Genomic DNA, 13,106 nt, shown 5'->3' on the forward strand with positions numbered 1-13,106 from the left:
ATCTAAACTCGGACATATGACCGAGAACAAAGCGTCGTGCATCAAAGCGGGCGACCTGACCGCCGAACACCTCTTGTTGATGGTGGCCCACGTTGGCAACTTCGGCGGCAGGGCGACCCACACGGTTGGAGTTCTAACCGGGGTGTTCCACAGCAAGGTCGACACGACCCTGTACTTGGGTCTGTCGGACACCGTCGATGTCACGTTGGAGGTCGATTCCGACGAACTGGTGCAGTTCGATGAGCAGACTGAGGCAGTCCTCCGAGGGGCCATCTATGCGATCGAGAACGACTGACACGGCGCGGGTGCCCCCATCGCACTAGAACGCAGCTAGCGGAACCAGACGGGCCGACGCCGCGTCCGATTTTGGCATGGACCCGATCACCGCAGCCTTACTGATCTTCGCCGCCTACGCGAGCATGTGCGTGTGGTTGATTCACGACCGCGACCGATAGACCCGGTGATCACAGAGGCGACACGTGTACATCCGGCACGGCACCTCGCGTTGATTCGCCCATCCCACCAGGTAGCGGTTAGCCGACCACTCCGACCCGCACCGGGGGCAACACTTCGGGGGTATCTCGTACAGCGGAACCACGGCAACACCCCTCGGCCCGCGACGAGTAACCCTGACGCTACCGACCGACACAGACAACAAAGCACCCCCACCGGGCCGGTGGGGGTGCTTGCGTTTCCTATGAAACCGGGTTGGCGCGCTCTGGTAGACCGTCGCCACCGTTCTCAGCGGACCAGTCGTATTGGCGCTCGATTTAGAGGCGGAGGTGATGAGAGTTACTCACACCGCATCGACGGCACAGGCTAGCTAGTCACGCCAACGCTCTCCTAGCGCCTTGGATGCGGTAGCAACTGTCATGACGAGGCGATTTTCGCGGTTCATTACGGCAGTGAAGTTGTGCTTCAGGTAGAACGATTTTGCCTGGTCATCAATCGCGTCCACGACGATCAGTCTCCCGCCGCCAATCTCTGATGCAGCTACGGCTCTGCTGACTGCGTCGAGCAACAATTGCTCGCCGTATCCGTTCCCGGCTATGGACACGTCGATTGCCAGCTTGGCTATCAGATAGCCCGGGATGCGTGAGAATCCGCTCGCGAGCTTTCCGGAAATGCCGTCGTCCGAGCGAACAACCTCGGTGGGGCAGACGGCGAAATACCCACACACCTTCCGTTCCCCGAGGGGTGTCCAAACATAGACATTCGCGACCCCGGCACTGTCTGCCCGGCGCGCCTGACCGTCAAGCCATGAATTCAGCGGCTCCTTGCCGCAATCGAACCCGTCGAGGATGTGATCGTCCTCCAGGCGGCACGACTCAAACTCCATCAACTGCTATCGCCGCTTAAACACCGCGGGCTTACGGGCAGCGGCAGCTAGCCCCGGCGCGGCACCGGCGTCGTCAAGTGATGCCATGAGCGAGTCGAACTGATCAGCCTCCATGACCGTGATGAGATCCTGCCGCAGTATCTCGTTTGCGCGCTCAGCAGCAGCTTTGCGAACAAACTCGGACGCGGGCTCGTGGACAACGCTTGCAGCCCTCTGAATCCGATCGAAGATTTCCTCTTCGGCACGTAGCTCGATACGTTTTGTCTTCGTTGTTGTCATCTGTACACCAATCTTCCCCATCGCCAGCCAGCGTGTACGCGAGTGTACGTACAAACGCCGTACATTGCAGTGGTTTAGGTCACTCTTGCAGTGTGTCGCGTGCACCCCTGGAGTGAGGTGCCAGGGCCACCATCGCTGACCTGCGGAAACGGGTCAACCTGCCCATCGTTAGGATCGGGACGGCTGTGGAGGTGATTAAGCCCCGATCCTAACGGTGGGCTACTTGAGGCGCCACCAGACACGCCGAGGCTAGGCAACCGCCTACGAGCCACCCGGTTCACCGTCGCCTACTCCAATGCGACCGAAGGGTGGCCCCCACCCCGTCGCCGCAGGCCACGGCGTTCTGCGCCCTCAGCGCCGTCTTCTCTCTCGCGGAAATCGAGCGCCACGGAATGGCCCTGTAAAGCCGCCTCATTTCGATCCTGACGGCCTTTCGGACGTTCCAGCACCCCGATTCAGAGCCAGTCGCGTGCGGCTGCCGACTCCGGCGAGATTGACCGCCATTCGGGAGGTAGCTGTCGCCACGCGTCGAGGCGCTTTTCGCAGGCTTCGGGGCTCTCGACGGGCGGGCCACCGGTCCACCAATTGCGCGATGACGGCCCCCATTCCGGATGTGGCGGCATGTCCTGGTTCGCGGCGACTCGGGACGCGGTTTTGACACGTCGGATGTCGCGGCGTTCGATGGCGGCCTCTACTTCCCTGCGGAACAGGGCGGGGTCACGCTGAATCTCTTCGAGAGGCCTGTCCTGTCGTACGACATTGCATTGCCAACAAGCTGGGGCGAGGTTGTGGAGCGTGTATTCGAGGTCTGGTCGCACGCTGACGGGGATCTTGTGATCCACCGATAGGCTCCACTCACTCTTGGGCGGCGCTTCGAGGTCGATTTCGCGCAGACAAAGGTGGCAGGTGACGACACCTTCGCGTAACCACTTTCGTTTAGCGACACCGGAAATGGTTCTCCATCGGTGACCGTTCCGCGCGTGCGAGCGCGGCTTGTATTGATCGGGCATGTGCCCCTCCTGGGGAACAGAAACGGGGCGAACACCGTGAAGTGCCCGCCCCGCTTGTGTTGGGTGTTATCCGTGCAGCCGTCGCCAATGCTTGTCGGCGAGTTCCCGAACCTCTCGGGAGTGATCGACAACTAGCGGGCGGGGTTCGTGGCCACCGGTAGGCGTGGGTGCCGGGGTGTGGTCGGTCGGCACCGGTCGTGTGCTCGTTGTGCGCGGTCGCTCTTCGTCGGAAGGCTCGGGTTCCGGTTCGGCGGTCTCGGCGTCCGGTTCCTCGGCCTGGAGATACCGTGTGTTGACGTAGTTCCTGGAGCGCGGCTTGCCGGCGTCCTCGACCCCAGCCGCCACCATCGCGTCGATGATCAACTGTCGGTCATTCATGCCGACACCGCCTCTCGGTTCCACTGGTCGAGGACGGCTTTGGCCTCATCCTCGGAAGCCGGGACCCACGGTCGGCGCTGCATATCTCGAACGTGCTTTTGCCAGGCGGTGGCGTCCTGCGGTAGCCACGACGTCTGGTCCTCGTCACGCAGGAAACGCCAGTGCGGCCCCGACTCTGAACTGCGCGGGCGGGGAATGGTCCGAAGTTCGCGCAACTCGTAGACGACTGACGCGATGTCCTTGTACTCGGCGATCAGAGCTTGTGCCCGACGCCACTGGTCGACTGCCCCGGCGTCGATGGCCTGCTGGGGCGTGGTGATATTCGACAGGTCGCTCGCGACGGATTCGGTCTCGTCGGCGATCTCGGCGAGACGGGCGTTCAACCGACCGACCGCCTCACCTACGCGGGCTAGAACGATTGCCTGGGCCTGCCTGTTAAGCGAGCGTTCGAGCGTCTCGGCGATGGAGGTGACGGCGCGGGCATCCGGGATGCCGGTCGTGGCTCCGACGACCTTCTCTGGTGTCGTCTTTGGATCGGCTGCGAGCTTGTCGGCCAGCTCGGCAACCTTACGCGCGACGGCCTGCTCCGAGTTCCGGGAAAGTGTCAGGTACTCGCGGGCCTGGTCGTGCAGCTTGTGGGCACGGTCTAGATCCTCTTCAGTCAGGAGGTCGAGGCCCACGAGCGCGGGAGCCACGGTGCAAAAAATTTCGTTCACTGGCTAATTCCATTCTGTTGCAATGCTTTACGTATCTCATCGGCGAGGGCCGCTAGCTCTGTCTCGTGGCCCGTCCACTGCTGCGAGCCGATCGCCAGGGTCAAGAAATGGACACCGGATCGTCGGGCGGTGATGGGGACTTCACGCGCGGTGGGCTTCACTGCCCCGCCTCCGCCGCCAACTTGTAAAGCAGATCAGCGAGCATCCGCAGGTCGTCATCGCGGAGAAACACCTTTGCGGGACCTTGATGAATGCTCGCGGCGATTGTGGCGTTAGCTGCGCGCTCATCATGCGCATGAACATTTATTGATCGACGCTCAGGTGCGTTGGCAATCACCCAGTAGCGACCGCTCGGCATCCTATTGTTTCGACTCATAGTCGTTATTCTTTCTCTGGGGAAATAGCCGTATCGCTATCTCATTCGCCCGCAGACGGGCTCTTAAGGGTTCCGGGGTGTCTTTACCCTCGGAATGTTTGTTTGGCTGTTCTGTGATGTTTCCAGCCGCTAAGATGCGGCGATTCTTTGAAACAGTCGAGATGCTGCACCCGACAGCCTCGGCAATAGCTTTAGTACCGTCGCCAGCTAGGATCCGGCGTCGGATCTCGTCCGTTGCGGGATGAAGGTGGCCTCGACCGGAACCCGCCACGATCCTGCGGTGGTGATAGTTCTGCTGCATCTTGCGCGCGCACGCCAACAGGTCACGACTGTCGTAGAGCGCCCGGCCTTGCTCTGTCCGCGTCGCAACCCGCAGATGCCCGTCAAGTTCCCAGCTCTGAATAGCGTAGTGGCTCCGCCCCAACCGTTTTGCCGCTTCATGCCGATCGAGCAGCAAGGGTGTCCTCGGCGCGGAATTGGTCGAACTCGTCGTCGATCGCGGCTTCACGAACCGCGAGCATCAGGCTGGCAACCTCGTTCGACGCACCGATGGAACGCGACCGGGCCGTCCACAACATGCGATGTATCTCGCTGTCATCGAACGGCAGTCGGTCTGCAACGTCGCACACCATCCACGTGATGTGTTGCGCCGTCGTCCTCGACGACAAGCCCCGAACCACCCCACCCGGCGACCAACAAGGGATGCCCACCGGATCGACACCCACCAACAGACACGATCGCCACAGACTGACGAACTCGAAATCTGCTGTGTCGCACAAATAGGGGCGGAAGGTGCCCTGATGCCCTCGCGGATCACGCAGCAGGGTGATCGCCTCACCGATCGTGTCCAACAACTCATCGACGGAGAACGATCGCGTCACGCCACCCCCACCGAATGCTCGGCCTCCCACTGGGCAGCACGCTCGTGAAACGCTGCCCACTCCGCCTGCCGTGCGGCAAGGAAACCTAAATAGTCCGGGCAGGGGTCCAGCTCCCGACGCGGGGCATCCGTCACCGGGTGGGACGCGGGGATATGGGTATCAGGGTCGTGCGGCTTCGGGAACCTATTGCGCGTCAACTCGTCGACAACCCTCGCCACCTCAGCGTGGGGGACGTAAACGTAGAACGCGCCCGAACGGATCTGATAGCCCCCAGGCTTCGGGGTGACCTTGATCATCGGACCTCCAGTTGGTCGAGCCATGCACGCAGGTTGCGTAGTTCGTCGGCGTCCAAAAAGACCTGTGCCGGTCCTTGGGCGAGGCGAACGCCGCCGTTATGTCGGGGTGTCACATGCACGTCACAACCCCGGTTGTGGTCAGTTAGTTTCATCAGAAATGTCCTCTGAATTGGATGGGGTGCGGGATGTCGGACTGTCGGACACTGTCCGACATCTGGGCCGCCCCGTCCGACATTGGAAAGAAGCGCGGAGGGGTAAAACCGCAGGTCAAAACAGTTATTGTCTTTCAAGGGACTTTTAGCCGTTGTCCGTCAACCCCGCGTGCATGTCGGACTGTCCGACGTCCGACATTTGTACTGTCCGTTGTGTCAGGCAGAGCGGTAGCGTCCGTCCAGCTCGATCCACTCCCCGCCGCCGATGAGGTGATCGACCGCGAGTCTGTGGATCTCGTCGCGCTTCTCGCGTGCGTTGAACACCCGGTCAACGTCGCGGACCGTCATCCCGCCACCGCCCATCCGCTTCCGCAGCCGGTTAGCGGCCTTTTCGACCTTGGCGTGTTCGGCGGCATGTTCGCGTTCCGCGTCCATCTCGCCCGCCGACCTCGCGGCAGCCTTTGCCTGTCGTGAACCCTCCGATGAGGCCAGCGCGATGCACGGGTCGTGCAGTTCGGTGAGGACTCGACCGGCGAGCGCCCAGACATCTTCGGTGATCTCGGGTTCGTCGATGCCAGGACTGAGGATCGACAGCCCCGCCGCGACCTTGAGTTGCAGTAGCAGCCTGTGCGAGTCGGTGCCGTCGACCTCGCCCCGGTGATAGGCCGACTTCGTGGCCCACACCGCCCGGTAGGCACTGTCACAGACGCGAACGTCTCGGCGCGGCCCCAGCGCGTCACCCCAGTTCGCCACATCACTCAAATGCAACGGGGTAATGCTCGCGTTCGGGGTGTAGTCGAGGCTGCCAAGAGTCGGGTCGATTGAGTTGAGCCACAAAAACCGTTGCGGCAAGCCACTTCCCTGGTGATTCATCAAAACGCCCGCGTTGCGCGGCTGCACACCAACAGACAGGCACAGCCGGTACGAGTGGTCCGGCACGGGGTGTGTTCGCGTCGTGTCCTGGTGCTGCGCACCGATCGCAGATCCCGACCATGCACTGAGCAGGGTTCCGACGAGCGTTGATCCGGACCTGTTCGCCATCCCCGCCAAGCTGGTGATCTCGTCGTAAGCGCACACCGCGTTCCGGCGCAGCCACCGAACACCGTTCTCGGCCTCTTTGTCAGGCGCCACGAACAGGCCCGGAATCTTCTCACCGGAGCCGGGTGGGGCCGTCCAGTGCGTTGAGCTGATGAGTTCCTTGCCGACAGCGAGCGCGGCGGTTTTGCCACCTCCCGATGGCCCCCACAACGCGGAGTACATGTTGAGCGAGGCGGGCGCGCCGATGATCGCGGGGATGACGACGTTCGGCGGGACCTCACCGAGCCGGTAGGCCAGCACGACGCCGAGGACAACCGCCGGCGACAGCATCCGGGAGTGCGCCGCGTCGCGGATCTGCGCCAGATACGGGGTAGCGTCCCAGATCGAGTTCTCCTGTGGGCGTGCCAGGTTCGCGGCGATGAGTGCTTTACCGCGCGGGTGGTTGACCATGGCCGCGTACTCGTGTTGCGCGCTGTCGGCGTCGGCACGATCAGCCACGGCGATGACGAATGCCTTGCCGAGACGTGTCAACGCCTCCCGCACACCGGTGTGGCCTTCCGCCGATAGGGACATCAGGCGCAGGACGTGGTTGCGGGTTGTGTCGTGCCGACCGCCCGGGGTGCTGAGGTCGGCGATTGCTTCCCGTAGCCGCCCATCGACACTGGGCGACATGGGTCCGGTGGTGGCGAAGTCGATCCCGTCGAGTTGGCTTGCGTCGGCCACCAGACGCGGTGCCGTGACCTCTAGTCCGCGTTCCCACTCGATGGGCAGCGGCGGGAGGTCGTCCACGTTGGGGATGGTGTTTTGGCCGTCAGGACCGATCCACGCATAGGTGCCCCCGGAGGGATGCACGGACGGCCACGCCATCGCATACCTGTGTGAGCGTTGGATTATTTCGACGGCATCGCCGAGGCGGTCCTTCAGGTGTGTGCCGGGGGCAACGCGGTAGAAACGGATCCCGGAGTGTTCGTCGTCGCGCGATGTGGTGCGCCACGTCGGAGGCAATGCCCCCCAACGCTGTTCCGCGTCGCTGATGGTGTCGCCGCCCTGTTTGCCGTTGTAGTGATCAACGTCGATGCCGATCACGTTCTCCGGCATCCGAAGCGCAAGGTTTTGTTCGGGGTTGTCTTCGGCCCAAGCGGTCAGGTCAGGGAACGATGCATCAGGGGCGTCGTGTCCGGTGAATCCCGTTGGTGGCGGGTACTTCTTGCCTTGCGGTAGAGCGAGGATCGAAAACCATCCGGCGTCGAGGTAGCAGACGGCGGCGCTCAAAAAATCTGTGTCCATGTGGAATCCTTGTGTTTCGTCGCGTCATTCGCGACCCAGTTAACTAACGCTCAGAGACGTTTAAAGAAATGCTGCATAACCTCATCCCGGTCAACGACGATCAAGCGCTTGCCGCGCCGCCAGCCGTTGATTTCGCCTGCCTTTACCGCGCGCCGAAGATGCCCAACCGAGTAACCCGTCAGCGTTGCCGCGTCTGCGAGGGGGATAAGGTCGGAAATGGTTTCGGCCATCCGACTCTCCTGTAATTGAAGTAAGCTCGAAGTGCTTACATCTAAATAATAGTTCGCCTTAAAGTGGGACCTTTAACCACGAACAATTGCTCTGAACAGGGAGTGTCTATCCTGGTTTAGGTACAGAAGTACCAGTTAGGTTCTAAACGCTTCTTGAGCGTCTGCTATGCCAACATTCGTTCGATAGTTCGCGAGTCGATGCGTAACAGCTTAGGGCCGACCCTCCGCGCGGTGAGGTGCCCCGAACCGATCCAGCGTCGGATTGTCTTCGTAGACACTCGTAGTTCGGTGGCGGCTTCGGGGACGGTCAACCATCGTTCGTTGTTCACAGTGAAACTCCATATACAGGAATGGGCACAGGGATGCCTGATTGAGTGGGTGGAGTCGAACTGCGCTCGGGGCCGTTCCTATGGGTAACCGTGCTCCATCGAGGCGTTCGTGACTACGAAAAGAACTATAACCCTTGCCGCCCACAACGCCATTGCATCAGAATCGGACAAACGGGAGTGGGTGGGAACGTCGGGTTACACGGGGTAATACCGAGGAACAATTCTCGCGTAATCCGTAATGCAATCGTGACCGAAATGGCCGGGAAACGGCCTATCCGAGCACTCCGCGCACCGAATCCCACTGACTATCACCAAGCTGCGCGTACCTCTGTGTCACCGTCAGAGAGCCATGTCCAAGGAGTTTGCTCACCTGTTGAATCGGCACGCCCCCCTGAACCAGCGACGACGCATAGGTGTGCCGGAGATCGTGAGGGCGGACCTCTCCGACCCGACGACGACGTGCACCCTCGCCGACAAACGCGGCACGGCCAGCAGCGGACAGACCGTGCGCAAAGGATGTCCCGTTCGGTGGTGTTCCGCCAGGTGTCGCCAACACCAAACCCCTTAGCGGTGCGCGCATCTCTTTGTATTCGATGCCCGGTGGTGGCGCACCAGAGCCAACGTCGGCCAAACGTGCATCGAGCAGACCGACTAGCCGTTCACCGATGGGAACGGTTCGTTTCTGGTGGCTCTTGGGTGGCGTGAACGACTTCGATTTGCGGTCGAACGACCAAAGCACCTCGATGGTCGCCGCGTCCAGGTGTACTTGGTCCCAGTGGAGGCCGACGCCTTCACCCCAACGCATCCCGGTACCGAGCAACAACTCAAAAGTGAGCAGGTATCGGTCGTCGAGCACATCTCGCAACGCATCGACCTCGGGCACGGACAGCCAGTGTTCGGGCGACGGCGCTAGCTTTGGTTGTTGTAAGTCGGTGCACGGGTTGACGTCGATCACGTCGAGTCTCACCGCGGCCCTCATCGACGCCGACAACACTCCGACGATCTTCCGCACGGTCGATGCCGATAGCCCGCTGGCGGTCAGCTCCCCCGACCACCGCTGAACATCAGCGCGCGTGATGTCGTTCAGCTTCACGGCCCCCCATCGTGGCCGTACATGCCGCTCAATCCTTTTGCCGTCTTCGATGGCTGTAGACGACGCCACCGACCGCGACGCCACCCATTGCGGTTCCCATTCGGACCACGTCACCTCTGACGCCGGCCGAACCGTCTTTGCTGTTGCCTCAGCTGTGTTCGCAGCCTGTTGCGCTGCCCTCTTCCCCGTGAACGTACCCGCGGACTTTTTGCGGCCTGCACTGTCGCGGTACATGCCGCGCCATCGCTTCGAGGGGAGCTGTTCGATCCACGCCATGCCTGGGAGGGTAGCGGACACGCCGTGGGGCACGCTGCCCCATGCGTGGGGCAATGTGTGGCAAACTCGCGTCCAACACTCTCCCGACAAGGGCTTGAGTGTCTACAAATGAATAGCTCGAAAGCGGTCCTCACCAGGGACGATAAGCCGACTATTGACTGGTCACAGCGTTTCTGGTACCGCGCCGCGAATACGGATTCAAAACCCGTCCAGTGTCAGTTCGAGTCTGACCGGGGGCACCCAGGCCGGCGGGCCGGGCGGGACCGCATCCCGACTCCCATCGCCTCCGAGGCGGATCACTCCCTGTCCTTGCTCCGCCAGCTCCGTTCGAAGGGCAGACGCCACGCGTGCGGCGCGATGAGCTGGTGGATCGCATTCGGACCCCACGACCACGGGCTGTAGCTGCGCACCGGTGGCGGATCGGCCAGCAGCGGCGCCGACACCTCCCACAGTCGCTCGATGCCCTCGGCCGTCGTGTACAGCGTCCGGTCGCCCTTCATGGCGTCGAGGATCAGCCGTTCGTAGGCCTCGAGGACCAGGCCGGCATGCTCGTGCTCGCCCATCCCGAACTGCAGGCTGAGCTTGTCGAGCTTCATCCCCGGACCGGGCCGCTTGCCGTAGAACGACAGCGACACCTTGAACACGTCGGCGAGGTCGAAGGTCAGGTGGTCCGGACCGTGTTGTCCCACACCGGATCCCTGCGGGAACATGCTCTTGGGCGGTTCACGGAACCCGATCGAGATGATGCGTTGGCCCTCGGCCAGGCATTTCCCGGTGCGCAGGTAGAACGGGACGCCGGCCCATCGCCAGTTGTCGATACCGCACTCCAGTGCGATGAACGTCTCGGTCTCCGATTCGGGCGCGACGCCCGGCTCATCGCGGTAGCCGATGTACTGCCCGCGCACCACGTCATGCGGGTTCAACGGCTTCATCGACCGGAAGACCTTGTTCTTCTCCTCGCTGATCGGGCCGGGCGCCAGCTCGGTGGGTGGTTCCATCGCCACGAACGCGAGGATCTGGAACAGGTGCGTGACGACCATGTCGCGGAAGGCGCCGGTCGATTCGTAGAACCCGGCACGCCCCTCCAGCGACAGCTTCTCCGGGACGTCGATCTGGATGTAGTTGATGAAATTGCGGTTCCAGATCGGCTCGAAGAGACCGTTCGCGAACCGGAACGCGAGGATGTTCTGGGCCGACTCTTTGCCCAGGAAGTGGTCGATCCGGAAGATCTGCTCCTCGGCGAACCAGCGGTGGATCGACGCGTTGAGTTTCTTCGCGCTCGCCAGGTCGGTCCCGAACGGCTTCTCCATGATCACCCGCGAGCGCTCCACGAGACCGGCCTCGTTCAGCATCTCGAGAACAGCCATCGCCGCCTTCGGTGGAACGCTGAGATAGTGCAGTACCCGCGCCGAGCCGCCGATGGTGTCCGAGGCGCGCTCGACCGCTTCGGCAAGGGCCGCCGGTCCGTCACCCTGCGAGACGTAGGTCAGCGAGTCGAGGAACTCGTCGACGGCCTCCGAGGTCAGACTTCGGCTGGAGAACTCGAGACACGCCTTCCTGGCCGCGGCCCGGAAGTCGTCGGTGGTGATGTCGTCCAGAGATGTCCCGACGACCCGGATCGCCGGCGTGAGTTTGGACATCGACAGGTGGAACAGCCCGGGGAGCAGTTTGCGTTTGGCGAGATCGCCCATCGCGCCGAACAACACGACCACGTGCGGATCGACGTCATCGGAGTGCTCGGGACGTTCCGCAGTGTCGATCACTCGTCGATCGTCCCACCCGGGCGCTCACACGGCACGATGAGCGAGTCGGCCACTCGCCACCACCGATGACAGCGGTCCCGCCGATGTCGTCCGAGCTCACGATGACGAGTTCGAACGCCCCTGCACCGCCTCGATACCTCCGAGGATGATGTCGACCGAGGTTTCGATGACCTTGTCGTCGGGTACCTGACCGTGCATCAGCGCCGGACAGACCACCACACCCGAGAGCAGATGGATCGCCGATTCGGCGACCACGTCGTCTGCGATGCGCGCGAACATGGCGCGCGCGACACCCTCGCCGTCGGCGATCAACCGCGTCCTGATCTCGGCGATCTCCTCCACCGAGGTGCCCCACTGCGCGAGCACGATGAGGATCCGGTCGAGCTTGATGTCGACCACGGCCGAGCGGAACGCCCGGAGTTCGTTGATGAGATCGGTACGGATGTCGCCGGTGGGCACCGAGTGCGGCATGTCGCCCAGGGCGTCGAGCGCGAGACCCACGAGGTCGATCTTCGACGGCCAGTGGGTGTACAGCGTCGTCTTCGAATACCCCGCGACGCGTGCGATGTGGGCGTGGGAGACCGCATCCCACCCCTGCTTGGTCAGGACCTCCAGAGCGGCGCGCGACACGTCACCCCGGGTGCGCGCCACTCGCGCGTCCTCAGATGTGTCGGTCATGTCCTCAGCTCTGTCGGTCGACGGTTCCCCTCCACTGTCTCACCCGCGTGGAGTGACACCCTTCCACCGTCGCACGTTTTTCCGATGCAAACCTATTGAACTGACAGACCGTTACTGTACTGTTGGATCAGAAGCAACGGGTCTGGCGTGGAAACCCAACGGCGCCAACACCTTTGGTTTTCCCTATTGGATACGACCATTGCCATCGTCCCACGCGCCGGCCGCCGGGACCCTCTCTTTCGGGTCTGTACCGCCGCCCACTGCTCTCCCACACCCTCCGAAAGGTCGTCATGCCCGCAATCCTGTTCGGCTCCATCAGCACCCTCGCCGACACCTCTGAACTGCAGCGACAGGCCTTCAACCAGGCCTTCGCCGAGCACGACCTGGACTGGACCTGGACCCGTGACGACTACATCGGCATGCTCGGATCCAACGGCGGGGCCGACCGCATCGCCGAGTACGCCTCGGCACACGGTGACGATGTCGACGCCGCCGCCGTCCACGCGACCAAGTCGAGGATCTTCCAGACGCTGATCGGCGACGCCGGTCTGCAGCCCCGCCAGGGGGTCGTCGAGACGGTGCAGGCCGCGAAGTCCGACGGTGTGAAGCTCGGGTTCGTCACGACGACGTCGCGCGAGAACATCACCGCGCTGCTCGACGCCCTCGCCCCGGCCATCAGCGCCGACACCTTCGACATCATCGTCGACTCCGACAGTGTCGAGACCCCCAAGCCCGACGCCGCGGCCTACCGCTTCGCCCTCGCCGAGCTCGGTGAGCAGGCGGGCCACGCCGTCGCCATCGAGGACAACGAGGGTGGTGTCGCCTCTGCGGGTGCCGCCGACGTCCGCTGCATCGCGTTCCCGAACGAGAACACCGCCGACGGCGACTTCGGCTCCGCCGTCGAGGTCGTCGAGGTCCTGGACTCCGCCCGCGTGCGCGAGCTCGCCGCCGGCACCGCCTGACCTCCACCTCTCCCGCCACACCC

At 62.8% G+C, this 13,106-nt stretch carries 14 protein-coding genes; 2 read left to right on the forward strand and 12 right to left on the reverse strand.

Annotation, left to right across the window (positions count from 1 at the left end; genetic code table 11):
- Positions 1–16: 16 nt before the first annotated feature.
- Entirely contained in the window at positions 17–295 is a 279-nt protein-coding gene (locus tag OG579_RS03810) for a hypothetical protein (RefSeq protein ID WP_328858147.1), read from the forward strand.
- Positions 296–823: 528 nt separating this feature from the next.
- Here the strand turns inward: OG579_RS03810 and OG579_RS03815 are convergent.
- The 12 genes from OG579_RS03815 to OG579_RS03870 all read right to left on the reverse strand — a co-directional run bounded on the left by OG579_RS03815 (position 824) and on the right by OG579_RS03870 (position 12,121).
- Positions 824–1,339: an N-acetyltransferase gene (locus OG579_RS03815; RefSeq protein ID WP_328858148.1), complete on the reverse strand. Its 516-nt coding sequence runs from the start codon at positions 1,337–1,339 to the stop codon at positions 824–826.
- Positions 1,340–1,345: 6 nt separating this feature from the next.
- Positions 1,346–1,618, reverse strand: a complete 273-nt coding sequence (locus OG579_RS03820; protein ID WP_328858149.1) for a type II toxin-antitoxin system TacA family antitoxin — start codon at positions 1,616–1,618, stop codon at positions 1,346–1,348.
- A 455-nt stretch (positions 1,619–2,073) separates the two neighbouring features.
- Positions 2,074–2,628: an HNH endonuclease gene (locus OG579_RS03825; protein WP_328858150.1), complete on the reverse strand. Its 555-nt coding sequence runs from the start codon at positions 2,626–2,628 to the stop codon at positions 2,074–2,076.
- Positions 2,629–3,002: 374 nt separating this feature from the next.
- A complete protein-coding gene (locus OG579_RS03830; protein WP_328858151.1) occupies positions 3,003–3,701 on the reverse strand; it encodes a hypothetical protein in 699 nt (232 codons plus the stop codon).
- Positions 3,702–4,535: 834 nt separating this feature from the next.
- Complete coding sequence (locus tag OG579_RS03835; protein WP_328858152.1) at positions 4,536–4,979, reverse strand: hypothetical protein; 444 nt, start codon at positions 4,977–4,979, stop codon at positions 4,536–4,538.
- A complete protein-coding gene (locus OG579_RS03840; RefSeq protein ID WP_328858153.1) occupies positions 4,976–5,275 on the reverse strand; it encodes a hypothetical protein in 300 nt (99 codons plus the stop codon). Before OG579_RS03840 ends, OG579_RS03835 begins: the two co-directional genes overlap by 4 nt.
- 368 nt (positions 5,276–5,643) lie before the next feature.
- Positions 5,644–7,752, reverse strand: coding sequence for a bifunctional DNA primase/polymerase (locus OG579_RS03845; RefSeq protein ID WP_328858154.1), 2,109 nt, complete (start codon positions 7,750–7,752; stop codon positions 5,644–5,646).
- Between the two features lie 50 nt (positions 7,753–7,802).
- Complete coding sequence (locus OG579_RS03850) at positions 7,803–7,982, reverse strand: helix-turn-helix transcriptional regulator (RefSeq protein ID WP_328858155.1); 180 nt, start codon at positions 7,980–7,982, stop codon at positions 7,803–7,805.
- Positions 7,983–8,146: 164 nt separating this feature from the next.
- Entirely contained in the window at positions 8,147–8,311 is a 165-nt protein-coding gene (locus OG579_RS03855) for a helix-turn-helix domain-containing protein (RefSeq protein WP_328858156.1), read from the reverse strand.
- A 271-nt stretch (positions 8,312–8,582) separates the two neighbouring features.
- Positions 8,583–9,404, reverse strand: coding sequence for a tyrosine-type recombinase/integrase (locus OG579_RS03860; protein WP_328858157.1), 822 nt, complete (start codon positions 9,402–9,404; stop codon positions 8,583–8,585).
- A gap of 572 nt (positions 9,405–9,976) precedes the next feature.
- Positions 9,977–11,443, reverse strand: a complete 1,467-nt coding sequence (gene zwf / locus OG579_RS03865) for a glucose-6-phosphate dehydrogenase (RefSeq protein WP_408068739.1) — start codon at positions 11,441–11,443, stop codon at positions 9,977–9,979.
- 96 nt (positions 11,444–11,539) lie between these two features.
- Entirely contained in the window at positions 11,540–12,121 is a 582-nt protein-coding gene (locus tag OG579_RS03870; RefSeq protein ID WP_328858158.1) for a TetR/AcrR family transcriptional regulator, read from the reverse strand.
- 290 nt (positions 12,122–12,411) lie between these two features.
- Between OG579_RS03870 and OG579_RS03875 the strand changes: the two genes are divergently transcribed.
- Positions 12,412–13,083, forward strand: a complete 672-nt coding sequence (locus OG579_RS03875; RefSeq protein WP_045823025.1) for an HAD family hydrolase — start codon at positions 12,412–12,414, stop codon at positions 13,081–13,083.
- The last annotated feature ends 23 nt before the right edge of the window (positions 13,084–13,106 follow it).

The sequence above is a fragment of the Williamsia herbipolensis genome, assembly GCF_036153515.1.
Classification (GTDB): domain Bacteria; phylum Actinomycetota; class Actinomycetes; order Mycobacteriales; family Mycobacteriaceae; genus Williamsia_A; species Williamsia_A herbipolensis.